This window comes from Nocardioides terrigena (assembly GCF_003047265.1).
GTDB lineage: Bacteria > Actinomycetota > Actinomycetes > Propionibacteriales > Nocardioidaceae > Nocardioides > Nocardioides terrigena.
The window spans coordinates 62,367-86,297 of the sequence record NZ_PZYY01000007.1 but is presented as its reverse complement, the minus strand read 5'-3'; the positions used below and the strand labels follow the sequence as shown (position 1 = coordinate 86,297).

The window sequence follows — 23,931 nt, the reverse complement described above, 5'->3', positions numbered from 1 at the left end:
CCACTCCACCGCCCACCCCACATCGGGCTCGCAGAGCCCCCGGCGGCCCCATTCCCCCGACACCCGGCTGTCGTCGTCCGCGGCACGGCCGGCGTCGTCGACGCCGAGTACCTCCGCATGCGGTGGATTGGACACCTCCGCGCCGCCCACGACCTGCCCCACGACATCACCCAACACCGCCTGCTCCATGAGCTTCCCCAGCTGACGAGTGCCACCATCCATGTGAGTCCCCAGGCAGCCGGTGGGCTCGATCCCCAGCACCGAATCAGCCATCACTCGTCTCTTCGCTGACCCCTCATCGCCCGTCGTATCCGCGCCGCGGCCCAGCATGCGGTCCCGGCCGACCTAGTGGCTGGGTACACCTAGTCGCCCGGCCAGATCAGTTGCCCGCAGAGACCACCGTCCGCCAGGTCTGTCCGTCATCGAGGGACTCATGGACGCCGCTCTCGGTTGCGGCGTGCCATCGCCCAGCGACGGCATCGAGCGCTTCGGCCGGTCCGTCCAGCCGGCCGACCTGCTCCCACTGGGTGGCGTCGGTACTGACCATCACGGTGCCGTCGACACCGATTCCGACCAGCGGTCCGCCGGGCTGCCAGTCGATCGCTGTGAGCGTCGGAGCGTCGGGTACTGCTCGCGGTTCGCGGCCGTCCGTGGACCGGACGAGGGTCCCACGGTCCGTCGTCGCGTACACGGTGCCCGGGTCGGTGGGATTCGCGGCAAGGTCGTAGAGCGGCTGTGTGCTGATCGTGGTCCAGTTCGTCCTGTCGGTGGTCATCATGAGCGACCCGCCGGTGGAGTCGTAGGCATAGATCCGATCGCCGACCGGCTCGATGGAGTGCAGGTCGGCGTCGCCGAGGAGCGAAACCGTGTCCCATGTCTCGGCGCCGTCCGTGGACTCGATGAGGCCCAGGCTCGACGGAAGCCGTTCGCGCAGGTCGGGGTGTCCGGAGCCGAGAAAGTGGCCGGGGCCCGCGACGGCGAAGCCCATCGTGTCCTGCCATCGATCGGCTACCCGTTCGCGGGTTCCATCGTCGGCGATGCGGAAGACGCCGAAGTGGGAGGCCACGTAGAGAGTGCCGTCTTGCGGATCGACTCCGAGACCGTGAACGTGGCCCAACTCATCTGCGCCGGCGGCGTTCGGCGCGCCCGGCGGGGCGGGGCTGTCGCTCGTGCTGCAGCCGGACAGCAGCAGTGCGGCTCCGGCGGCGAGGGCTGTGAGGGTGGCTCGGGTGCGGACGTTGGATGGCATTGGGGTGCTCACTTCGCGAGGGTCGGGTGCAGTGCGGCGGGTCCGGTGACAGGGCGCCGAGCAGGATGCCGTCCACCGGCCGGGGGCGGTCACCCTCGACGGGTGCCCGCCCCATCTCGGTTCGGTCGAGAGCTGGCGCCGGGTCAGGAGCCGAGGAGCGTCTCCATGGTTTGGATCTCTGCGGACTGCGTGTCCACGACGTCCCCGGCGAGGTCGATGGCGGGCTGGTACTGGCCGTCGTCCTGCTGCTCCCGCGCCATCTCGATGGCGCCTTCGTGATGTTCGATCATCATCTCGAGCCACATGGTCTGGAACTCCGAGTCCGGGGCATTTTCGAGGTCGTCGAGCTCGTCGCCGGACATCATGCCGGGCATCTCGCCGTTCATCCCGTCCATGGAGTCGCCCATGCTGTCCGATCCGTGACCGGCGTTGGAGTGGTCGCGCATGGTTGCGGGAATCTTCTCGCCCCACTCCTGAAGCCAGTCACTCATCGTCTCGATCTCCGGGCCCTGGGCCCCGCGGATCTCCTCGGCGAGCTGCTGCACCTCGGGGTCGAGGGCGCGGTCGACGGTCAGGTCCACCATCGACAGGGCCTGGGCGTGGTGCTGGATCATGTCCGTCGCGAACGCGACGTCGGCGTCGTTGTGATCGGTCTCGGACACCTGCGCGGAGTTGTCGGCGGCGGGCTCGTCGTTGCCACATGCCGTCAGGGTGAGGGCAAGTCCGAGGGTTAGGGAGCCGAGCAGTACGGCGGGGTGGCGCGTGAGCGCGGTGGGTCGGGGGCAGCGCATGAGGTTGGTTCTCCTGTTCGAGGTCATCAAGGGTCAGGCAGGACGTGTCAGCACACTCGGGCAGCACTCGGCCTGGACGCGCCACAACGTGGTGGCGCAGCGTGGACCGTGCTGGTCGGCGGGCTACCTGCCTGTCAGCACCTGATGACCGAGAACCTCCACACCGCAGGTGGCCCCGCCCCGACCCGCAGCACGGCGGCCACGACCGGCCGCACGCGACCGGCAGGCTCGAGGACCGCCCACACCTTCGGCAGCCGTCCGCGGCGTACGAGGACCACGAGCAGGGCCACGGCGGCGCCGGCGAGCATCGCCACGCACAACATCACCATCCCGCTCATGCCACCCATGCCGCTCATGTCATCCGTCTGGTCTCCGGACTGGCTGGACGCACTCGGGGTGGTCCCGCCGGGAGAGTGCACCTCGTCGCTGGTGACGGGGGCGGGGTCGTGTCCCGCCATCACTACGGCCGTCGGAGGGGCCGTGTCGGCGGCATCGGTCCTCGGGCCTTGCAAGCTCACCCCGTGGGCGTCGATGCCGTGCATGCCCAGGATGCCGAGCACGATGGCGACCACCACCGGAGCGAGCAGACCGGGACGCACCCGGCCCCCGGAACGGGGCCGGATGCGCGGGCTGGTCACAATCCGATCGTACGGAGCACCGGTGGCCACCTCAGCCCAGGTCCTGCGTCCGCAGTCGCAGCGCGTTGCTGATCACACTGACCGACGACAGTGCCATCGCGGCGGCGGCGATGACCGGGGAGAGCAACAAGCCGGTGAGCGGGTACAGGACTCCGGCCGCGATGGGAATGCCGGCGGCGTTGTAGATGAACGCGAACACGAGGTTTTGCCGGATGTTGCGCATCGTCATGGCCGAGAGGCGCCGCGCCTTGACGATGCCCATGAGGTCGCCGTGCAACAAGGTCACGCCGGCGGACTCGATGGCCACGTCGGTGCCCGAGGACATGGCCAGCCCGACGTCGGCGGCGGCCAGGGCGGGGGCGTCGTTGACGCCGTCGCCGGCCATGGCGACGACTCGGCCTTCGGCCTTGAGGCGGGTGACGACGTCGGCCTTGTGGTCGGGAAGCACCTCGGCCTCGACCCGATCGATGCCGAGCTGTCGGGCGACGGCCTCCGCTGTGGTTCGGTTGTCGCCGGTGAGCATGACGACTTCGACGCCCTCCTCGCGAAGGGCGGCCAGGGCCTCTGCCGTGGTGGCCTTCACGGGGTCGGAGATGGCGAGCACGCCCACTACTGTGCCGTCGACGGCCACGAAGATGGCGGTAGTGCCACCCCGGCGCAGCCAGTGGGCCTGCTCATCCAGCGCACTGGGGTCCAGGTTGCGGCTGGTCATGAAGGTGGCGGAGCCGAGCGCGACGGTGTGTCCTTCGACCGTGCCGTGGACGCCGCGGCCGACGGGTGAGTCGAAGTCACTGACGTCGGGGATCACAAGGCCACGGTCGGTGGCCGCGGTCACGATCGCTTGGGCCAGCGGGTGCTCGGAGGCACGTTCGACTCCGGCGGCGAGGCGCAGCAGCTCACCCTCGGGTATCGAAGTGGCGTCATGGGTGACGATGTCGGTCACGGACGGACGGCCCTCGGTCAAGGTGCCGGTCTTGTCGACGACGAGGGTGTTGACCTTCTCCATGCGCTCTAGGGCCTCGGCGTTCTTGATGAGGACGCCCTGGCTGGCGCCGCGGCCGACGCCGACCATGATGGAGACCGGTGTGGCCAGGCCCAGGGCACAGGGGCAGGCGATGATGAGGACGGCGACGGCGACGATGAGGCCGTGGGCCATCTTCGGGTCGGGGCCGACAAGGGCCCAGACGATGAACGCGAGGACGGCTATGCCGATCACGGCGGGCACGAACAGGCCGGCCACCCGGTCGGCCATCCGCTGGATCGGGGCCCGGGAGCGCTGCGCTTCGGCCACCATGGCCACGATGCGGGCCAGCATGGTGTCGCGGCCGACCTTCTCGGCCGTGACCACCAGGGCGCCGGTCTGGTTGAGGGTGCCGCCGATGACGGTGTCGCCGGTGGTCTTGGTGACCGGCATGGACTCACCGGTGACCAGCGACTCGTCCAGCGACGAGCGGCCGTCGGCGACGGTGCCGTCCACGGGGACCTTCTCGCCAGGTCGGACCCGCAGGCGGTCGCCGAGCTGAACGTCCTCGAGCGCAACCTCCTCGTCGGTGCCGTCGCCGGTGATGCGGCGTGCGGTCTTGGGGGCGAGGTTGAGCAGGGCCTTGATGGCACCCGACGTCTGCTCACGGGCGCGGAGCTCGAGGACCTGGCCGAGGAGGACCAAGACGGTGATGACGGCGGCCGCCTCGAAGTACACGTCGACGGAGCCAGCACCCGCCGCGGCGACCATGCCGTCGCTCATCTCGGAGAGGTCGTTGCGGAACGCGGCGGGGAAGATGCCCGGCATCAGGGTGGCGATGACGGAGTAGATCCAGGCGATGCCGGTGCCCATCGCGATGAGGGTGAACATGTTGAGGTTGCGCGTGCGCACCGACTGCCAGCCGCGCACGAAGAACGGCCACCCGCCCCACAACACCACCGGGGTGGCGAGCAGGAGCTGCGCCCAGGCGGAGACGTCGGAGGGGATGGCGTCGTAGAGGGGGTCGATGAGGTGGCGGCCCATCTCGAGCACGATGACTGGGATGGTGAGGACGGTGCCGATCCAGAACCGGCGGGTCATGTCGCGCAGCTCCGCTGACGGTCCCATGTCGGCGGTCGCGGTGACCGGCTCGAGCGCCATGCCGCAGATCGGGCACGCGCCGGGCCCCATCTGCCGGATCTCGGGGTGCATCGGGCACGTGTACTCGACCTCCTCGGCGCCCGGCGCGGTCGGAACCGGCTTGCTGCTGGGTGTGCCAAGGAACGCCTGGGGGTCTGCGACGAAGCGTGCCTGGCAGTGCGCGGAGCAGAAGTGGTGGGTCACGCCCTCGTGCTCGGCGACGTGCTCGGTCGTGGCCGGGTCGACATCCATGCCGCACACGGGGTCCTTGACCGCTCCAGTTTGAGCGGTGACGTGCTGATGGCTGCTCATGATTCGATCATACCCCCCAGGGGTATATAGGCAACCCCTCGTTTGGTGGTTGTTGTGACGGGTGTGGGGAACAGACGGGGCGTGGGCGCACCTACCGTGCGGAGTCCTGCGGACAGAGGGATTAAGCGGTTGTCTGCCTGCTGGTTTCGACCTGCACGACTGGCGGGGGGCCATGCTGAAGCCCACCTTCCTGCCCAGGTTCCCGGCTCCGTCACGGGCTATTTGTGGCCGTGGCTGCCGGGCATGGTGAGCACCATGACGGCCATCATGGCGGTGCACAGCAGCGCGCCGACGATGGCTCCGGACCCTGCGACACCGGTCGCCACGAGCGCAACGGCAATCAGGATCATGGGGATGCAGCAGACGAGCATCATCAGCCCGTGTCCACCGCGTCCGCCATGTCCTGAGTGGCTTTCAGGCATGCCTTGCTGCTCGGCGATGGGGTCGCTCCCTCCGGCCGTCGAGTCGGCGGGCGTCGGGCCGGTGGTCACGTACGGCCCCGCCTGGGGGTCATGGTGCGGATGGTGGTCCATCGCGTGCGGTGTGTTCATCACATCCGTCCTGTCAAGGATGTGGGCACGTGGCCCAGGCGTGAGTAAAGCGGGCAGTGCCCGAGCGCGCCGGTGACGACCAGGTCGAGACCGGCCAGCACCAGCAGCACGTCGGGGGTGACGGCGAGGGCCGAGGTGGCTCTGGTCAGGAGCACAAGGCCGACCAACGCGGTCAGGGAGCCGAGGACGACGCGAGCTGCACGCTCGATAGGCGTGATGTTGATGCTCCAACGGGTACTCATGTCGTCCTCCACCTTCTTCCGGCCCTTCCACTTCGGTCTGCTTCCAGCGTGTCGGTCGCGGATGAAGGAGACCGCGCGCGTGTTGTGAAGGTTCGTTGAAGAACAATCCGTGCAGAGGACGGGCTCGGTCGTTCACGGGTGGTGACTGTCGTGCTGGGCCGGGTCGGGTGTCTGTACCGGGACGGGGCCTGGGGCCGGGTCGCCGCCGCTGATGGCGGGACCGATGACGAACGCGGACAGGGAGAACATGAGCGCGAAGACGGCTAGGGCGAGCCCCGGCGCCTTCCACGTGCCAAAGCGTCGGTAGATACGCCGGAGCAACGGCAACGAGAACACAATGCCCAGGACGGCGAACAGCGCGTTGCCGGTCGCGCCGGTCACGAACACGGCGCCCCCCAGCAGCCCCACGTGATGCAGCACGTGGGGTAGCAATCCCATCACGGCGCCGACAGCGGCCGTCACCGCATTCCAAGCGCTAGCCAAGACCCTCCGGACGCGGGGCTGCGGCTGCTCCTCGGGGGCTGCCCGACCGCCGGTCTCCGCCGTCTCGGGGGCCTGGGCAGGTCGAGCAGGGGACATGACTGGCCTGTCGCTAGGGGTGGGTCGGCAAGCGGTCCGTGCCGACGCGGTACCGCGTCAGCGGACCGACGAACGAAGGACCGCGCTACGTGTGTTGTATTCGTCCTCGTCGATCTCACCGCGAGCGAAGCGCTGGTCGAGGATGTCCAGGGGGTCCTGGCGCAGCGAGGGATCCTGGCCGCTGCTCTTGCTTCCGCGGAAGAGGACGACGACCGCGACGATCACCATCGCCCAGAACGCGATCATGGCGATGGTCATCACCAGCCAACCGCCCCAGCCTGCGCCGTCGTGGTACCAGCCCATCATGGTCCTCAGCTCCTTCGTCTAGTCGTGGTTCCACCCTCGCCGGGCTACCCCGTGGTGGCGGTCGCGGTCGTGTGAAGGTTTGCTGAAGATGCGGGCCGGGGCGGTCTCGCCGACGCCCTGATCGGTGCCGGGATGCCACCATGAGCGGTATGGCCGAACGTGGAGGTACGGGCAGCGATCCGCCAGCAGCCCCCAGCGCAGGGCCCCGACCTCCGTCCGGTTTGCGAGCGCTGGTCGTCGAGGACGAGAAGGAGCTCGCCGAGCTGCTCGGCAGCTACCTCGAGCACGACGGGTTCGAGGTGACGGTGGTGCACGACGGGCTCGACGCCGTGGAGGCGGGGCGCAAGATCGACCCCGACGTGGTCGTCCTCGACCTGGGCCTGCCGGGCCTGGACGGAGTCGAGGTCTGCCGCCAGCTGCGCACGTTCTCCGATGCCTACCTCGTGATGCTGACCGCACGCACCGACGAGGTCGACACCCTCATAGGGCTCTCGGTCGGAGCGGACGACTACATGACCAAGCCTTTCAGCCCCCGCGAGCTGATGGCACGCGTGCAGGCCATGTTCCGTCGCCCGCGCCCCGGCGCGACGGTCGCCGCGGCCCTGGACGGTGCTCGCCACTTCGGGGCACTGACCGTGGATGCGCTGGGTCGTGACGTGTGGTTGGACGGCGCACCGGTCGCGTTGACGCGCACCGAGTTCGACCTGCTCGCCACCCTGGCCGAGCACCCGCGGATGGCGTTCAGCCGCCAGCAGCTCATCGAAGCCGTCTGGGGGCCTTCCTGGGTCGGTGACGAGCACCTGGTCGATGTGCACATCGGCCACCTGCGCCGCAAGCTCAACGACGACCCGGCCGAGGGCCATTACGTGCGCACGGTGCGCGGCGTCGGCTACCGGATGGGTTCGAGTCAGTGACCGACCCACCGGTCGCTGCCACCACGAGTGGCGCCCGATCGCGTTTCGCGGCCCGCCTCCTGGTCGCACAGGCGCTGGTCCTGGTCGCGGGTGCCCTCACCACGTGGCTGGTGGCCTCCCTGGTCGGCCCCACCATCTTCACCAACCACCTGCGCGAGGCCGGCGACAACCACACGACGGAGGAGACAGGACACCTGGAGGAGGCGTTCGCGTCGGCGCTGCTCGTGTCGATCTCGCTGGCACTGCTCGCCGCAGTGCTCGCAGCGCTGGCCGTGTCGTGGTATTTCAGCCGCCGGGTGCAGCGCTCCATCGACAGCATCGCCGAAGCCGCGTCGCAGATCGCGACCGGTCACTACGGCGCGCGAGTGTCCGACCCGGGCCTGGGTCAGGAGTTCACGACGCTGGCGCTCAGCTACAACCAGCTGGCGGAGAAGTTGGAGACGACCGAGGCGACACGGCGAAGCATGCTCGGCGACCTGGCACACGAGATGCGCACCCCACTGGCGACCATCGACGCGCACCTCGAGGCCGTCGAGGACGGCATCCGTCCCCTCGACGAGCAGACGCTGGGCGTCGTCCGGGGTTCCACAGCACGGTTACGGCGCCTGGCCGAGGACATGGCCGCGCTGTCCCGGGCGGAGGAGGGACTGCACCTCACCCTTGGGCTCACCGATGCCGTCACGGTCGCCGCGACCGCGGCTGAGACGGCTCGGGACCGTTTCGTCGCCGCAGGTGTGCATCTGGACACCGACCTCGTGGACGCCGGCCGGGTGCGAGTGGACGCAGAGCGGATGGGGCAGGTGCTGGGTAACCTGCTCGACAACGCGTTGCGACACACGCGCGCAAACGGGACCGTCACGCTGACGTGTCGTCGCATCGAGGACTGGGTGGAGTACCGCGTCTCCGACACCGGCGACGGGGTGTCCGCCGCGCACCTGCCGCACCTCTTCGACCGGTTCTACCGTGCGGACACCAGCCGAGACCGGCGCCGTGGAGGTTCCGGTATCGGGCTTGCCATCGCGAAGGCGCTCGTCGAGGCGCATGGTGGTGGAATCTCAGCGACCAGCTCAGGCGTCGGGCACGGCAGCACATTCACCGTGCGCCTCCCCAGCCAACCGTAGGCAAACTGTCCTTGCGGCGCTATGCAATCCGCGCGATCAAGACGGTTGATTCTGCAGGCAACTTGTTTGCGGACTCTGACCGCGTGCACGTCCCGCGAGCTCGTTCCACTCACCTGCCGCCGTGGGTCGGATCGACGATCTCGCCACAACTCAGGGCGCGGCGGCGTGTCTATCAATCGGAAGCTTCTAGCTGGTCGCAAGCGACCCTCGCGACACGAACAGCGCTCGTCGCGTGTATGGCTCGTAGGCACTGCGACGAGGAGACTGGGCCGGCGGGCCGGTGACAGGCTCCTGCGACGCCGAGATGACTAGTATGGCACCCGTGTGGCGGTCTCCGATGACGCCCACCTCAGGGCTTCGAGGAGAGTCGTGAACGACAAGAACTACTTCCGGGCGTGGGTCGTGATCCTGGTACTCACGACCGTATTCATCGTCGCGGAACTGCTGAACGACGGGCCGTCACTGTGGGACGTCACGCACATGCACCTCTTTGCCCCGAAGGGGGATGTCGTCAGCCTTCCCTGGTGAGGCGAAGTACGAAGACGGCATGACGCACCCGATCGAAGCAAGGCATCGGCCACCGCGTCCGGACCTCGTGCCGGAAGCGCGATGACTTCCATCGCCTACCTGCGTGTTCGGATCGGTGAATCGGGTCGCGCCGCACCGAGGGTCGACCCCGTGATGTTCTGAGTCAACCGATCGCGAAATGGGACGTCTTCTGGGGACTCAGGAGCCTTCTACTGTGGCAGCGATTCTCGTTCTTGCCCGTCGAGCACCGAGCCCCTCCATCACGTTTTCGCAGGTCAGTGGTGAGGCCCTCGGTGAGGTCTAGGAGGCAACGTTGGTCGGTCGATCCCCGATAGCACTCGGTGTCGCATGGCCAGCATCCAGAAGCTGGCGCGCTACCGACGCCTCGGGGCGGGAGCACGCGCGGCACTTCGACCGGAAGATCGACGCCCAACGGTGTCTGGACGAAGGTCACCGCCTCGATCGGCACCGGCCAGTACGTCGACCCGAACGCGGGGCGCATCACCTTCGGTGAGTACGCCGAGCAGTGGCGGGCCGCTCAGGTGCACCGGCCCAACAGCCAGGCGCACGTCGAGACGATGCCGCGCCGGCACGCCTGCCCGATGTTCGGCGAGACGCTCGCACATCGACATGTCGCGTAAACCCTAAGCTCTGATTCGTCGATTTGCCGAGCACTGCAACTGGCTGTCGAGCTCTCGAGGCCAGGGGTTCTTCGACGACGGAAGTCATGCACAGTCGCGGCATCGAGTGCTCGTTTCCAGAGGTTCGAGGCTGACCTTGAGATCAGCGTCGCGGACCCTCAACAGTCCGCAGACAGTCCGTAAGAATTTCGAGGACCTGGTCGACGGCCTCCCGGGTCCGGTCGTCCGAGTCCGGCCACAGGTGGCTGTAGGTGTCCAGCGTCTCGGCGGCCGACGCATGTCCGAGATGGGTCGCCCGTCCCGGAGCTCGGCGTACGGGCGAATGACCTCCTCTTCACCCTCGACGGTGGACCGATCAGGCGTCAGGCATTCGGACACAAGTGGCGTCCGGAGGCCAAGAAGGCAGGCCTGGCTCTCGGCACCGGCCTCCACTCGCTGCGGCACTACTACGCGTCCCTGCTCATCCGCCACGGCGAGAGCGTGAAGACCGTCCATGGTGGCTGACGCGGGTCGAGGCGCACCGAGCGCGAGCGCGCCGGGCCGAGACGGCACGCACGCCCTCAGAGCTGCACTCGCACGGCACTCGAAGCCGCACACCCCCCACGCCTTGAGGTCCCGCCCCCGCGACTATGCATCCCATCGCCACAGGTCAGCTTCCGCTCCACCGCCGCCGCAGCGAAACGAAGCCCGCGGGCCAGCACACCTCATGCACTGCCGGCCTCACCAGCGACGGTGATGTCCGTCCCCGGCCCTAGGGGCCGCGCTTCTGGGCCGTGTGATGGGTCTGCACAAGCTGACGGCCGGGGACGGGTACACGTACCTGACCCGGCAGGTCGCGGCCCACGACGCGACCGATCGTGGCCACGCCGGGTTGGCGGACTACTACTCGGAGAAGGGCGAGTCCCCCGGCCGCTGGTGGGGTACAGGCCTGGCGGGACTTGGCATGGAGACCGGGACCACGGTCACCGAGGCCCAGATGACGAACCTGTTCGGCCAGGGCCGCCACCCGGACGCCGAACTGCTCGAGCGCGCGGCGCTCGGAGCGGGGCGTCCACCGCGAGAGGCGGCGCGGGCCGGTGGCCTAGGTCGGGCATTCGCGGTCTACGAGGGCGCCGCCCCGTTCCAGCGGGCGGTGGCCCGACGCCTCGCCGACTACAACAGCGAGCGCGGGCAGCATTGGCAGACGCCCGTGCCCCCCGAGGTGCGGGCCCGGATCCGCACCGCAGTGGCCGACGAGATGTTCACGACCGAGCACGGCCGGGCCCCGCTGGACGACCGGGAGCGCTCGGGCTTCCTGGCCCGGGCGTCGCGGCAGCAGACCACCGCGGTCGCCGGCTACGACCTCACCTTCACGCCCGTGAAGTCGGTGTCCGTGCTGTGGGCGCTGGCCGAACGGAACATCGCGGACCAGGTCGAGGCCGCGCACCACGCCGCGGTCGAGGAGACCCTGGCCTACCTCGAACGCGAGGTGCTATTCACCCGCCGCGGCCGGGGTGGCGTACAGCAGGTGAAGGCGGCGGGCCTGATCGCCGCGACGTTCACGCACCGCGACGCCCGCTCCGGGGACCCCAATCTGCACACACACGTCGCTATCAGCAACAAGACCCAGGACGCCACCGGCGCGTGGCTGGCCGTCGACGGGCGAATGCTGTTCAAAGCCAACGTCACCCTCTCGGAGCGGTACAACACCCGCCTCGAAGGCGAGCTGGTCGCGCGTCTCGGCGTCCAGTTCGCACCCCGCGAAGAACAGCCCAACACCGAGGGCAAGCGTGCGGTCCGCGAACTCGTGGGCGTCGAGCCGCGCCTGTCGCAAGCCTGGTCGAGCCGGTCCATCGCGATCGAGGGACGCCGCCGCGAGCTCGCCCTCGACTTCCAGGCCAGGCACGGCCGGCCCCCGACCGCAGTGGAGTCCTACGCCCTGGCCCAGCAGGCCACCCTTGAGACCCGACAGGCCAAACACGCCCCGCGCAGCGAGGACGACCAGCGCGCTGTCTGGCACGCCGAGGCGGTCCGGGTCCTCGGCTCCCCCGCCCAGATCGGCCGAATGGTCGAGGTCACCCTCGGCAACCGCACCGCCCGCCAGCGCGTCACCGGCGCGTGGGTACGGCAGGTCTCCGAGCAGGTCGTCGACACTGTGCAGGCCGAGCGCGCCACCTGGCAGGTGTGGCACCTGCGCGCCGAGGCCCACCGACGCATCCGAGCCGCGGGCATCGACCTCAACGACGTCGACCGCGCCGCCGAACGGATCGTGGACCGCGCCATCACCCACCACTCGATCGCGTTCACCGAGCCCGACCCCCTCACCCGCCCCAGGGTGGCACCCTCACCAGCAGCGCCGGTTCCGGCGGCACTGACCCGTGACGACGGCGAGTCGGTCTACACCGTCCACGACTCCCAGCGGTTCACGTCCCAGACGATCGTGGACGCTGAACAGCGCCTCGTGGCCACCGCACGGCCCCCCGCGCACGGCCGCGGCGGACGCCGGATCAGCGACGTCCGCGTCGGCATCGCACTGGCCAACGCCGCCACCACCGGCACCGTCCTCAACGCGGCACAGACGGCCCTCGTGCGGGAGCTGGCGACCTCAGGGCACCGGCTGCAGCTCGCGCTCGCACCCGCCGGGACCGGGAAGACCACCGCCCTGCGAGTCCTGGCCGCGGTGTGGCGCGACGGCGGCGGCACCGTCGTCGGGCTCGCCCCCTCCGCCGTTGCCGCCCGCGAGCTGCGCGACGCCCTCAACCCCGACGACGCTGCCGCGAGTCCTTGCGACACCCTCAGCAAACTGGTGTGGTCCCTCGACGCCGCCCACCAACCGCCCGCCTGGGTGGCCGGTATCGGCCCCCGGACGCTGGTGATCATCGACGAGGCCGGCATGGCCTCCACCACCGACCTCGACCAGGTGGTCGCGTACATCATCGGACGCGGCGGCAGCGTCCGCCTCGTCGGCGACGATCGGCAGCTCGCGTCCGTCGCCGCCGGCGGGGTGCTCCGCGACATCGCCACCACCGTCGGGGCAGTCACCCTCACCGAGGTGGTCCGGTTCACGAATCCCGACGGGAGCCGCAACCACGCCGAGGCCGCCGCCACCCTCGCCGTCCGCGACGGCGACCCCGCCGCGCTCGGCTACTACGCCGACCACCGTCGGATCCACGTCGGCGACCTCGCCAGCGCGACCGACCAGGCCTACCGCGCCTGGGCCGCCGACCGCGCCGCCGGCCACGACAGCCTCCTCCTCGCGCCCACCCGCGAACTCGTCGCCGAGCTCAACACCCGCGCTCGCACCGACCGCCTCGCCACGGCCCCTTCCGACGACCCGACCATCGGTCACTCCCCCGCCGACTCCCCGGAGGGATCCCGCGACAAGGAGTCCGCGCTCCGCCTCGCCGACGGCACCCTCGCCTCCGCCGGCGACACCATCGTCACCCGCCGCAACGACCGCACCCTGCGGATCAGTCCCACCGACTGGGTCAAGAACGGGGACCGGTGGACCATCCGCGCGGTCCACCCCGACGGATCGCTCACCGTCATCCACCACAAGCTGCGCCACACCCTGAGGCTCCCGCGGGACTACGTCGCCGCCGGACACGTCCGGCTCGGCTACGCCACCACCATCCACGGCGCCCAAGGCACCACCGTCGACACCACCCACACCGTCCTGACCGGCGAGGAGGACCGCAGGCTTCTGTACGTCGCGCTGTCCCGCGGCCGCACCAGCAACCACCTCTACCTCGACGTCGGCACCGACGGCGACCCCCACACCCTGATCCGCCCCGACGCCGTCCTGCCGCCCACCGCCCTCGAGCGGATCGCCGGCGTCCTGGCCCGCGACGAGGCACCGGTCTCGGCGAGCACCGCGCTGGCCACCCACACCGGCATTGCCGCCCAGCTGCGAGACGCCGCCGCCCGCTACCTCGACGCCGTCACCTTCGCCGCCGAGCGAACACTCGGCGAGTCCAAGCTGCAGGACCTGAACGAGGTCGCCGACACGCTCATCGTGGACCTCACCGAGGCTCCCGCCTGGCCCACCCTGCGCTCCCACCTTGCCCTGCGCGCCCTCGACGGACACGACCCCACCCACCTGCTGCGCAACGCGCTTCAGAAGGGAGGTCTGCGCGACGCCGTCGACCCCGCTGCGGTCCTCGACACCCGCCTCGACACCGGGTTGGCCGCCGGACCCTTGCCGTGGCTCCCCTCCATCCCCCACGCGCTGGCTACCGACCCCGACTGGGGCCCGTACCTCACCGCCCGCAGCACCCGCGTCGTCGACCTCACCCACCAGCTCACCCGCGACACCACGGCGTGGACCCCCGCCACCGCACCCGACTGGGCCCAGCCCCTCCTGAATCCCGACGCCGAGTCGCTGCGCACCGCGATCGCCATCTGGCGGGCCGTCCACGACGTCTCCGACACCGACCTACGTCCCACCGGCCACCCGCAGGCCGGCGCCCCCGGCGACCACCAGGCCGGTCTCGACCGTGCCGTCCGGGCCACCAGACCGACGTACCCCTACCGCCAACGGAGCTGGTACCAGACCCTCCCCGACGCGGTCACCTGCGACCCGTGGAACGCGACGCTGTGCCAGCGCCTGTCCCACCTCGATCGGGCGGGGCTCCCAGTCGACGCGCTGCTGCGCGACGCCCTCGCCGCAGCGCCACTACCCGACGGTCACCCGGCAGCCGCGCTCTGGTGGCGCCTCCTCCCCCACCTCGGCCCCGCCACCCTGCACGGCGGCCACCGCTCCACCGACCTGCTGCGCCCCGACTGGCTGCCAACCCTCACCCGCCACGTGCCGGGAGACCTGGGCCGGAGCCTCCCCGACACCCCCGCGTGGCCCGCCCTGGTCGCCGCCATCGACGAAGCCTGCACCCGCCACCACTGGGCCCCGGACGACCTCCTCCGAAGTGCCCTTCACCCCTTGCTCACCGACCTCCCCGCCCACGAGCTCGCCGATGCTCTCGTCTTCCGCATCGCTACCCTCACCGACCCACCCGAGGAACCCGACGACCCGGCGCCGCCACTGCTCGAGCGCGACGACCACGCGTGCACCGCGTCCATCGAGCGACGCGACCCCGAGGTAGGCAGCGCGCGGACAGCACCGCCGAAAGGCCGACCCGACCTCGCCGCCACGCCACCTGGTGACACGCAGCACCTGGCACCGCGGACGTCGCCACCGGGCATACACCCGCTCACCCGATCTCGGACAGTGCAACTCCACGAGGCCGCCGTCGCCTACTACTCCCGCTGCTATCCGAAGTCGTGGGCGCCCGCCTACCTTCACGACCGCCTCGGCACCGACCTCGCCGACCACCCGCACCCGATGGTCGGGTACGCACCCCCCGGCCCCACCAGCCTGCTCCGGCACCTGACCGCCAATCTGGGGGCCACACCAGATGAGCTCGAAGCCGCGGGACTGGCCAGACGCCGCGAGGGCGGCGACTTCGTCGACGTCTTCCGGGATCGCGTCATGTTTCCCATTCGCGACAGCCACGATGGCCCGATCGCGTTCGTCGGGCGACGGAACCCCCGCAAGGCCGACCATGACTACGCCGGACCGAAGTATCTAAACACCCGCACCACGCCGGCGTTCACCAAGGGCCACGCGCTGTTCGGGCTCGGCGAAAACATCAGCGCACTCGAGTCCGGAGCACTCCCGGTGCTCGTTGAAGGACCCCTTGACGCCCTTGCCCTCACGCTCTCCAGCGACGGCGCCGCCGTTGGGATCACTGCCCTCGGCACGGCGTTGACCGCAGGACAGGTCGACCTGCTCCGCCCCTACTACCGCGACGACCCCACCCACATCACCCTCGCCACCGATGCCGACCACGCCGGCTGGACTTCTGCACGACGCGCCTACTGGCACCTCACGACCCGGGGTGCCGATCCCACCTACCTGACACTTCCGCCGGGCCTTGACCCCGCCCAGTTCCTCCAACAGCACGGACCCGCCCATCTCGAGCACGCCCTCGCGAATCGGCGACCCCTCGCTGACGTCATGGTCGACCAACTCCTGCTCGACCACCCCGACTGGAGCAACCCCGCCACCCGGCTCACCCTCACCCGCGAGACCGGACGCATCATCGCGTCCCGCCCGCCGCTTGCCTGGCCTCCCGCCATCGACCATGTCACCCAGCGCCTGCACCTCGCCCCCGGTATCCTGCATCTCGAAGTACTCGACCAGAACGAGGCACGGCTCAGAGATGCGGACACCTATCTAGCCGATCGCCTCGCTAACATCCGAGGCTCGCTGCAGGCACGTCCCCGAACCGCCACAGGCTCACTGGCTCGACTCCTTCCCGCACCAGCCAGCCGCCCAGGAACGGACAGAACTACGTCCGAACCGGCGCCTGCGCTCGGGCCGCCCACTCCGTAAAGCTCCCAAGTGCACGCCCACAAGGCGACACGATTTAGAGGCGCGGGTCTGGGCACGAAGGCGGCGAAGACCGCACGTCCGGAGCGACTCTGCGGCGGGGGCACGGCCCTCAGCGTCGTCGCGAATCGACACGATCGGGGTGGCGTACAGGTCGGGCACAATGCCAGCGTGACGTCCTTGCCCGGAGGGGCCCACCCGGAGTTGCGAGTCCAGCTCGTCGCTGACACCTCCAGTGTCCCGGGAGCGCGCAGGTTCGTCATCGACGGGTTGCGGCAGTGGGGCCGCGAGCATCTCGTCGACGACGCCGCCCTGTGCGTCACCGAGATGGCGGCGAACTCCGCCCTGCACAGCGGCAGCCCTTACCTACGCGTTCGGTTGCGTGACGTCGAGCCGGGCGTGCGGCTCACGGTGGAGGACGCGGGCGGCATGGTCCCGCTCGCGGCGGTGGCCCCGCCACCTGTCGAGAGCCAGGGCACCACCGGTCGCGGCTTGGCGATCGTGTCGGTCCTGGCGGAGTCCTGGGGGATCGAGGAGCGCCTCGATGGACGAGGCATATGGGCCGAACTTGCCGGCGACGGCGTCGAGCACGACGTACGCCCGCCGGTAGTGGAATACCGCGAACGCGCGGCACCGCAGCAGGTCGTCCTGCCCGCCGACTGGGCGAGGGTGAAGCTACTTCGGTGCCCGGTGCAGCTCGCACTCCAGATCGACCAGCGGCTCGACGACCTGGTTCGGGAGCTCCAGCTCATCGACTACAACGAGGGTGCGACGCCACCGCGGGAGCTGGGTCTGCTCATCGAGCGACTGGTGACCCGCCCTGCCTTTGCGCGCCACCTGGGTCGTCGCACCGCCCTGGACGCCGCCGCAATGGGGATGGAGTACGTCGACATCGAGATGACACTTCCCCGTGAGATGGCCGCGACGCTCCGTGAGTTACTGGCCGCCGACAACCTGGCTGATGAGATCAGCGAGACCCACCAGCTGCTCACGCTGCGGTCCACTCCGGAGATGGTGTCGCTGCGCACCTGGTTCACCTACTCCATCGTCAGCCAGGCGGAGGAAGAAGCGGAGCCCGTGCCATACGAGGAGTGGCTCCGCGAGCGAGGCTGACGGCCACACCACCATCGGCCACATGCCCCCGACTCGTCCCTCTCCCGACGGGATCGGCGTCAGAGACCCGTGGGTGGAAGAAGTGGGCAGCGCGCTGCCGAAGGTGACCGCACGAAAACGACAGGCGGAACGTTCGGTATCTGCGGCAATAGGACGACGCCGCCTTCGCGGCTACTTGGACTAGGTCAGGCCGAAACTAGTTGTGCAGCAGACCCTCCTACTGTCCGCGGCAGGCGTGCACGTACGCGGGCGGAGAAGCGCCCCTTTCGGGGACCTGGATCGGTGGGCCGAGCCGGAGAGGTGGGACGCTGGTAACGGCCAGTCGGTGGCCGATGACCTCGGGAGGGTGTCCGTGGAGTTCTTGACGAGCCGCTCGAATCCGGCTTTAACGAGCATCGCATTCGCCGTCGGCGCCCTCGCGGCTTGGCTGGTCCTGTTCGGGGTCACGCGCGCAGGCGCCGACACGGACAAAGCGTTCGTCGACAGCGCACCGTTCCAGACCTGGGTCGGCGTCGCCGCGTTGGCAAGCGTTGCCTTCATCGACACGCTCGTTGCCGGGATCCGCGAACTGCACGACGAACGCCTCCGCGCGAGCGAGCCGTCCGCAAAGGCGTACGTCGGGCTCTACCTGCTGTTTGCGGCAATCGTCGTCGTCACGCTGCTGGGCGGTGGCCGGGGCGGGCCGGAGGTGCCCATCGAACACTGGCGGTTCATCGCCCTCGCGCTGCTGCTACTCGGCGCCGCTGGAGCAGGTCCCTGGATCGTGCTCGTCTGGGCCTCGCATGCGCTTTTAAGCCGGTATCGCGCCGAGATCCCGAGCCTCCATGCCCCCGCTTCCGACGCGCGCTCGGTCGCGGACCTGGACGGCATGATGGAACGATTGCTCGACATCAGAAGCGACATCGCGGCAGCGGTGGGACGGCTCCTCGCCCTTGTCCTCAGCGCCGTCCTGCTGTCCGGGGCACTGCGCGCCGCGCTCGTTCCGGACCCGCTCAGTGAGGCAGAGTTCCCCGCGTCGGCGGTACTGGTCTACGGGGCGTTCTTCACTGTCGTGCTCTCCTTAGTGGTGCTGCCACTGATGATGTCGTGGCGACGAACCGCAACGATGCTGCTCAACCGCGCATATCCCCGCAGCGTTGCCATCACCGCCGACGACGCGGCGGCGAAGGACCGGTTGCTCGCGGTCCTCGATCTCAACGGCTCTCTCTTCAGGTCTCCCATTGCGTTGACCAGTCTGGCGGCGCCGCTGGTGACCAGCTTCCTGGCCGTATTCATCCCGCAGATCGGCAACTAGCTGTTCTGCGACGCTCTGTCGCCTGCCTCCCATCGGATGGTCCGCTCATCCGGGATGGCGGCCCGTGCGGCGGACCACGATCGATGACGTGGACGGCGCCGACGAGGTGAGTTCGGACCTCCTCATCGAGAGGGCGCAGGAAGCCCTCGACGGCGGGGACTGGCTCACCGCCAAGCAGATCTGCGCTGATAGCCAGATGGTGGCTGTGCGTCTTCTCGCCTCAATGCTCCACTGTCGAACTCAGCGAGGGTGTTGTCGTCCATCCGCAGTAGGTGCGCATGCTGAGGGCACAGCGGAAGGGAAAAGGTGTGCCGTCGCTCGCACTCCGGCGCTTGGACCGATGGACTGACTTCGACGGTGGCGCGACCTATAACGAGGGCCGGATCTAGACAGTCGCCAGCAGCGCAGAACAAGGGCTCCGACGCCGGGAGTCGTCTGGTGTGCCTTGACAGTGCACTTAGCAGTGGAGGATAAGTGGTGCACGGGAGTGCCGGCGACCCCTTCCAGTCCCTAGCGGATAGCCCGCTCCGAGACGCAGTCCGCGACGGGAAGCGGTGGTGGCGATGTTCGGATCCCAGGCGCTCGAGACGGCGATCGGGTTGGCGACCCTCTTCTTCATCCTGGCTACGGGCGCATCCGCGATCTGCGAGGTGATCTCGCGCTGGTTCAGCAAACGGTCGACGGATCTAGAGCGGTGCATTGGTGCACTGCTCTCGGGGATGGACGCCAAGAAGGCGAAGGATGAGGGCAAGAGGGCGAAGAAGGCGGGGAAGAAGGCCGTCGAGGACGAAGGCAAGGAGTGGGGTGACCTGGATCCGACCTACCAACACGCGCTCGATGCGGTGAAGAACACGTCGGTCTGGCTGGCAGCTGAGGCAGCGGCGGGGAAGAGCCTGTTTCGCCGGACCAAGAGCAAGGGTCCTAGCTACCTTTCATCGAAGGCCTTCGCTGACGCCGTCATCGAGTACATCTCGCAAGTCGAACCGAGCGATGAACGGCCGGTATCGGAGTCGTGGCCGGAGAACCTAAAGGTTCGCCTATCGGCGATGATCGCAGAGGGCCGCGATGACCTGCTCGAAGTGAAGGCGGGTCTGGAGACGTGGTTCGACGAGTCGATGGCTCGGGCCGAGGGCTCGTACAAGCGGTGGGCCACCCTGGTCCTGTTCTTCATCGGCTTGCTGCTGGCTGGGGCGGGGAACGTGTCGGCAATCGATGCGGCGCAGGATCTGTGGACCGATCCGGTCGCGCGGGCCGCGGTGACCGATGCGGCGGAGAAGTACGTGACGGACGCATCAACGAACCCGACATCCGACTCGGTGGACTCGGTGGACGAGGCGACAAAACTCGTTGCGAAGGTCGGGTTCCCGGTCGGCTGGAACGCGGAGGCGAAGGCCGTCTGGGTCGAGGGCAGCGATCCCAAGGTCTTCGGTTCGTGGTCCGAGACGCGGGCGCAGTTATGGGTTGTTCTGGGGTGGATCCTGACGGCGCTGCTGGTGATGCTCGGTGGCCCGTTCTGGTTCGACCTGCTGACGCGACTGGTTGCGGTGCGAGGATCGGGCGCGAAGCCGGACCCGGCAGCGAAGGATGACGGGTCGGCGACGAAGACGCTGACAACGGGGGCGGGCGAGGGAGTTGCCGGGACGACCGGGAAGAAGAAGCTCGACCTGGCGACCGGGATTGTCGAGGCGGAGCCATCAGCGGGGATAGCCGCTAAGGCTGGTGAGAAATCTGGGAAGACGCTGGTGTCGGTTGGGCGTGGCGGTTGGCGGCTTGAGCTGACACGCCACTGATGCGCTCGTCGGAGAGGTTGATCATGCGCCTGAGCGGCGCTGACCTCCGATGGCGGCTCTAGGAACGAACCCTTGCTCCTGCAGGGCCAAGAGAGTAGGCATGACCCAGACTTGGGGGAGGCCACATGGTCATAGTGCTTGATGTGCCGTCGGCGCAGGCCCAGCGCACCGCGGTCCAACGACGGAAGACACTGGCCGCGATTGCGGCGGGCTCACCTGCGAGGGCTGCACCCCGCAAGCAGCGCCAGGCGCGCCGCGCATACGTCACCGATCACCACCCGGAGTTCCTCAACGAATACGACCGAGAGGGAATCTGGGGAGGCCGTGACGAAACCCTCTGGTCCAGCTTCCTGACCCGCGGTGCGCGGTGCGCGCGAGCGGTAGGCAGGGTAAGCCTTGCCGGTGCGCCGGAGGAGACCCGAGCTGAAGGCACCGGCTTCTTGGTGGCGAACTCGGTCCTGCTCACAAACCATCATGTGCTTCCCGACGAAGGTGTCGCTGGCGCGTGCGTTGTCGAGTTCGACTATGAATACGACGAGGCCGGCCGTGAAAGAAGAGCGCAGATTTTCGAGCTCGATCCCGCACTGATGTTCTTCACGAGTGGTGAGGACCGCCTGGACTACACCCTGGTGGCCGTGAAGCCAGGTGCACGCGGCGCACAGCCGGGCGCCTCCCGAGGATACCTCCCACTGATCGGCGTCACCGGTAAGGCGAGCAACGGCGAGCCGCTGAACGTCATTCATCACCCGTCCGGCGGCAGAAAGAGGATCACGATCCGCAACAGCCAATTGCTTGCCGCTGACGAACTCACCCTGCACTACACCGGTGACACCCTCGGCGGCTCGTCCGGCTCTCCGGTCTTCAACGATCAATGGGAAGTCGTTGGGCTGCATTTTGGCGGCAAACCCAAACGCGACAGCCGGAGGCGTGCCCTGACCGTGACGGGCGAGATTTGGACTCCGGACATGTCGCCCAGCCTGAAGGACTATGACTTCAACGCTGCGAAAAGGATCAGCCGGATCGTCGCCGACATCGCAGCGCGGCGCCCACGCAAACAGGAGGTCAAGATGCTGCAGCAGGCCGTTCTGGAACAAGGAAAGAGGATCGCGCCATGAGCACCTCGACGACGGTGGTGTTCATTCATGGCCGCAACCAGCAGGGCAAGAACCCGGCCCAGCTGCATGACAAGTGGGTCGCCGGCCTCAACTATGGGCTGAGCGTGGCCGGGCATGACGCCCTCGCCAAGATGCGGACCGTTCTGCCCTTCTACGGCGACCTGCTGCACTTGAAGGAGCTCGAGGCGATCCAGTCGGGCGCCGACATCGATCTGGAGTCGCTGCACGATCAACACATGGACCCGTTGATGCCCGAGGACGTGGCCGAGGCCGAGAGCGACATACTTCGCTCGATGGCGGAGCAAGCCGACGGGGTGGACCCGGAGATCGACGACGAGGGCCCCTGGGAGAGGATCCTGTCCGTTCCGGGTGCCCGGAAGCTTGCCAAGCTGCTGGCTGACCACACCAAAGCCGACCAGGAGATCATCGAGGCGACGCTGCGCGACGTCGCGGTGTACCTGCGCTACGCGCGCGAGGCGGTCCTGGACGCCCTACGCGCAGGAATCCCCGCCGAGGGCCAACTGCTCATCGTCGCGCACAGCCTTGGGTCCGCCGTCACCTTGGACCTGCTGCAGGACCAGGGCGTAAGGGAGCGGACCCAGGCCCTAGTTACAGTCGGCGACCCGCTAGGTCTCGAGGGCGTCTACCGAAACCTTAAGGAGCCGGGGCCGGCACACCCCGGCGTCCCGGCATGGCTGAGCGTATGGGACCGCAACGACTTCGTCGCCCTCGGCCACCCGATTGCCGCGCGCTACGGCGGCCCGATTAAGGAGGTCCGTGTGACGAACCCGGCCAGCGAGGCGCATTCGATCTCGCACTATCTAAGTCACCGCGAGGTTGGCGCATGGCTCGGTCCCCTCCTGTGAAGGCTGCCCCACTCACCCGAGGCGCCCGCCGAACGGCGCCGCGTGCCCCAACTGAGTCGCGGTTCCATTCTCGAGGGTTACGACGCTGGTTCTGAATCGCGCATCGTGGTACTCGCGCACCGGGGGCACGCGTTCTGTCTCGATGTGAGCCGCACTTTGCCTGACCGCGCCCTTGCGTGCGACCCGCCGGTGGCCATCAGCTTTGCCGGATCAACCTCTTCGCACGACGGTTTCAGGCGGCTACTAGACGATTCCAGTAGGTGATCGGCGGGCAGCTCTCTATGCGGCTGCCCACCGGCTGTTCTGGTGTGGCTCTCTTTCGGTCTGCGGCTCGCCGGTCACCGTGACGAGGCGTGGCTCAAGAAGGGACTGCCGCGTCGAGACACAGCTCGGCGTCGGCGAGGGAGTCCGAGTCCGTGTGGATGGCGCGATGTCCTGGCGCAGGAACTTGAGAAGCGACGGTGAACCCCCAATGGGCGTTATGAGCTATCGGTCCCGCGGACGAGCCGGCTCCCTCATGAGCGTGAAGGCGTCGCCGTTCGAATAGCTGAGCATCCCTCCGCAGCACCCTTCGCCGGTCCGTCTCCTCCCATTGGGAATTTCAGTCTCTGCGTTGGCCGGATTCGGAGATACGGTTGAGCTCCAAGCGATCGCGATTGGCCACAGCCGTGAGTAGAAGAACTGAGAACGGAAACCTCCGGGCACGAGCGGCCGACCTAGACTCACTAGCCGGTCGGCTCGCCGAGTCCGCGGTCCGACGTTTGCTCTCGATCCCCAGCACCCAGCGGTTGAGGTAGGACGTGGGCCGGGCAGCTGCAGCATCCTTGACCGCCGGGTGCGCATTGGCCGTCGCGTTCGGCTTGGTGGGCCTGACCTACTGGCTACAGGCGTTGCAGAACAGCCCAACGGACTACCGCGCTGCTCCAACCGAGCGCGAGTCGTCGCCAACCGCTTGGACAGGGTTCCCGCGCCAGGTTAGTGCTGGTTCGGGGCAATCCCAACTGAGGTGCCGCCCGAGTTCTGGCACGTTTGTCCCCAGCATGGTCCTTCTACCGCGATTCAGAATGAGCGCGTCAGCGCTCGCGCTTAAGCGTGATTTGCAGAACGTGCCCGGCGTTCCACCGATCTCCATCGCTGGGAAGCAGGCTTTCGCCTGGGATCTTTACGGAGCGAAGCCAGGATCCGCGCAGGGCAATGTCAAGCTCAATGCGCACACCTGGTCGGACGGTTCAGCCCTCGGGAACGCTCTGCTTCGACGGCTCGAGGTCGGCGACCTCATGGTTGTACGAGGATCCGAAGGCGAGCGGGTCTGCTATCGCGTGCGAGAAAAGGTACAAGTCGCGATCGCTGCGATTCCTCCAGGTGTGTTGGCGCGCTTCTACTCCACTTCGGGACCACCTGAGCTCACCGTTT

General features: G+C 68.5%; 18 protein-coding genes. 10 read left to right on the top strand and 8 right to left on the bottom strand.

The window, feature by feature from the left end:
- Window positions 1-379 precede the first annotated feature (379 nt).
- The 8 genes from DAE25_RS16065 to DAE25_RS16030 form a co-directional block, all read right to left on the bottom strand.
- On the bottom strand, window positions 380-1,261 hold the full coding sequence (locus tag DAE25_RS16065; protein ID WP_159083781.1) for a F510_1955 family glycosylhydrolase: 882 nt from the start codon (window positions 1,259-1,261) through the stop codon (window positions 380-382).
- 131 nt (window positions 1,262-1,392) lie between these two features.
- Window positions 1,393-2,040 (bottom strand): DUF305 domain-containing protein, encoded by a 648-nt coding sequence (locus DAE25_RS16060; RefSeq protein WP_107767157.1) that lies wholly within the window; start codon window positions 2,038-2,040, stop codon window positions 1,393-1,395.
- Window positions 2,041-2,174: 134 nt separating this feature from the next.
- Window positions 2,175-2,678 (bottom strand): hypothetical protein, encoded by a 504-nt coding sequence (locus DAE25_RS16055; RefSeq protein ID WP_159083780.1) that lies wholly within the window; start codon window positions 2,676-2,678, stop codon window positions 2,175-2,177.
- A 31-nt stretch (window positions 2,679-2,709) separates the two neighbouring features.
- Window positions 2,710-5,091, bottom strand: a complete 2,382-nt coding sequence (locus tag DAE25_RS16050; RefSeq protein ID WP_107767155.1) for a heavy metal translocating P-type ATPase — start codon at window positions 5,089-5,091, stop codon at window positions 2,710-2,712.
- A gap of 218 nt (window positions 5,092-5,309) precedes the next feature.
- The gene (locus DAE25_RS16045) at window positions 5,310-5,642 is read right to left on the bottom strand and encodes a hypothetical protein (protein ID WP_107767154.1); all 333 of its coding nucleotides are present in this window, start codon (window positions 5,640-5,642) and stop codon (window positions 5,310-5,312) included.
- Window positions 5,642-5,884, bottom strand: a complete 243-nt coding sequence (locus DAE25_RS16040; protein WP_107767153.1) for a YgaP family membrane protein — start codon at window positions 5,882-5,884, stop codon at window positions 5,642-5,644. The genes DAE25_RS16045 and DAE25_RS16040 overlap by 1 nt, the downstream gene beginning before the upstream one ends.
- 132 nt (window positions 5,885-6,016) lie before the next feature.
- Complete coding sequence (locus DAE25_RS16035) at window positions 6,017-6,346, bottom strand: hypothetical protein (RefSeq protein WP_107767152.1); 330 nt, start codon at window positions 6,344-6,346, stop codon at window positions 6,017-6,019.
- Between the two features lie 174 nt (window positions 6,347-6,520).
- Entirely contained in the window at window positions 6,521-6,769 is a 249-nt protein-coding gene (locus DAE25_RS16030; protein ID WP_107767151.1) for an SHOCT domain-containing protein, read from the bottom strand.
- Window positions 6,770-6,918: 149 nt separating this feature from the next.
- Here DAE25_RS16030 and DAE25_RS16025 point away from each other — a divergent pair, with 149 nt between their 5' ends.
- From DAE25_RS16025 to DAE25_RS15970, 10 genes are all read left to right on the top strand, one after another.
- A complete protein-coding gene (locus tag DAE25_RS16025) occupies window positions 6,919-7,683 on the top strand; it encodes a winged helix-turn-helix domain-containing protein (protein ID WP_107767150.1) in 765 nt (254 codons plus the stop codon).
- Window positions 7,684-7,793: 110 nt separating this feature from the next.
- A complete protein-coding gene (locus DAE25_RS16020; protein ID WP_234411093.1) occupies window positions 7,794-8,804 on the top strand; it encodes a sensor histidine kinase in 1,011 nt (336 codons plus the stop codon).
- Between the two features lie 369 nt (window positions 8,805-9,173).
- Window positions 9,174-9,332, top strand: a complete 159-nt coding sequence (locus DAE25_RS16015) for a hypothetical protein (RefSeq protein ID WP_157559559.1) — start codon at window positions 9,174-9,176, stop codon at window positions 9,330-9,332.
- Window positions 9,333-9,673: 341 nt separating this feature from the next.
- Window positions 9,674-9,973, top strand: coding sequence for a hypothetical protein (locus DAE25_RS23590; RefSeq protein WP_199907634.1), 300 nt, complete (start codon window positions 9,674-9,676; stop codon window positions 9,971-9,973).
- Between the two features lie 778 nt (window positions 9,974-10,751).
- Window positions 10,752-16,343, top strand: a complete 5,592-nt coding sequence (mobF, locus tag DAE25_RS15995; RefSeq protein ID WP_107767147.1) for a MobF family relaxase — start codon at window positions 10,752-10,754, stop codon at window positions 16,341-16,343.
- Between the two features lie 168 nt (window positions 16,344-16,511).
- On the top strand, window positions 16,512-17,453 hold the full coding sequence (locus DAE25_RS15990) for an ATP-binding protein (RefSeq protein WP_159083779.1): 942 nt from the start codon (window positions 16,512-16,514) through the stop codon (window positions 17,451-17,453).
- Between the two features lie 352 nt (window positions 17,454-17,805).
- Window positions 17,806-18,747, top strand: coding sequence for a hypothetical protein (locus tag DAE25_RS15985; RefSeq protein ID WP_159083778.1), 942 nt, complete (start codon window positions 17,806-17,808; stop codon window positions 18,745-18,747).
- A gap of 563 nt (window positions 18,748-19,310) precedes the next feature.
- Window positions 19,311-20,537 (top strand): hypothetical protein, encoded by a 1,227-nt coding sequence (locus tag DAE25_RS15980; RefSeq protein ID WP_159083777.1) that lies wholly within the window; start codon window positions 19,311-19,313, stop codon window positions 20,535-20,537.
- A gap of 134 nt (window positions 20,538-20,671) precedes the next feature.
- The gene (locus tag DAE25_RS15975; protein WP_159083776.1) at window positions 20,672-21,652 is read left to right on the top strand and encodes a trypsin-like serine peptidase; all 981 of its coding nucleotides are present in this window, start codon (window positions 20,672-20,674) and stop codon (window positions 21,650-21,652) included.
- Window positions 21,649-22,518, top strand: coding sequence for a hypothetical protein (locus DAE25_RS15970; RefSeq protein WP_107767142.1), 870 nt, complete (start codon window positions 21,649-21,651; stop codon window positions 22,516-22,518). The genes DAE25_RS15975 and DAE25_RS15970 overlap by 4 nt, the downstream gene beginning before the upstream one ends.
- The last annotated feature ends 1,413 nt before the right edge of the window (window positions 22,519-23,931 follow it).

What these genes read in the sequence shown, in the direction of transcription:
- DAE25_RS16050 (WP_107767155.1), bottom strand. Translation starts at nt 5,091, where the DNA reads ATGAGCAGCCATCAGCACGTCACCGCTCAAACTGGAGCGGTCAAGGAC.
- DAE25_RS16025 (WP_107767150.1), top strand. Translation starts at nt 6,919, where the DNA reads ATGGCCGAACGTGGAGGTACGGGCAGCGATCCGCCAGCAGCCCCCAGC.
- DAE25_RS16030 (WP_107767151.1), bottom strand. Translation starts at nt 6,769, where the DNA reads ATGATGGGCTGGTACCACGACGGCGCAGGCTGGGGCGGTTGGCTGGTG.
- mobF (WP_107767147.1), top strand. Translation starts at nt 10,752, where the DNA reads ATGGGTCTGCACAAGCTGACGGCCGGGGACGGGTACACGTACCTGACC.
- DAE25_RS16045 (WP_107767154.1), bottom strand. Translation starts at nt 5,642, where the DNA reads ATGAACACACCGCACGCGATGGACCACCATCCGCACCATGACCCCCAG.
- DAE25_RS15980 (WP_159083777.1), top strand. Translation starts at nt 19,311, where the DNA reads ATGTTCGGATCCCAGGCGCTCGAGACGGCGATCGGGTTGGCGACCCTC.
- DAE25_RS16060 (WP_107767157.1), bottom strand. Translation starts at nt 2,040, where the DNA reads ATGCGCTGCCCCCGACCCACCGCGCTCACGCGCCACCCCGCCGTACTG.
- DAE25_RS15970 (WP_107767142.1), top strand. Translation starts at nt 21,649, where the DNA reads ATGAGCACCTCGACGACGGTGGTGTTCATTCATGGCCGCAACCAGCAG.
- DAE25_RS16040 (WP_107767153.1), bottom strand. Translation starts at nt 5,884, where the DNA reads ATGAGTACCCGTTGGAGCATCAACATCACGCCTATCGAGCGTGCAGCT.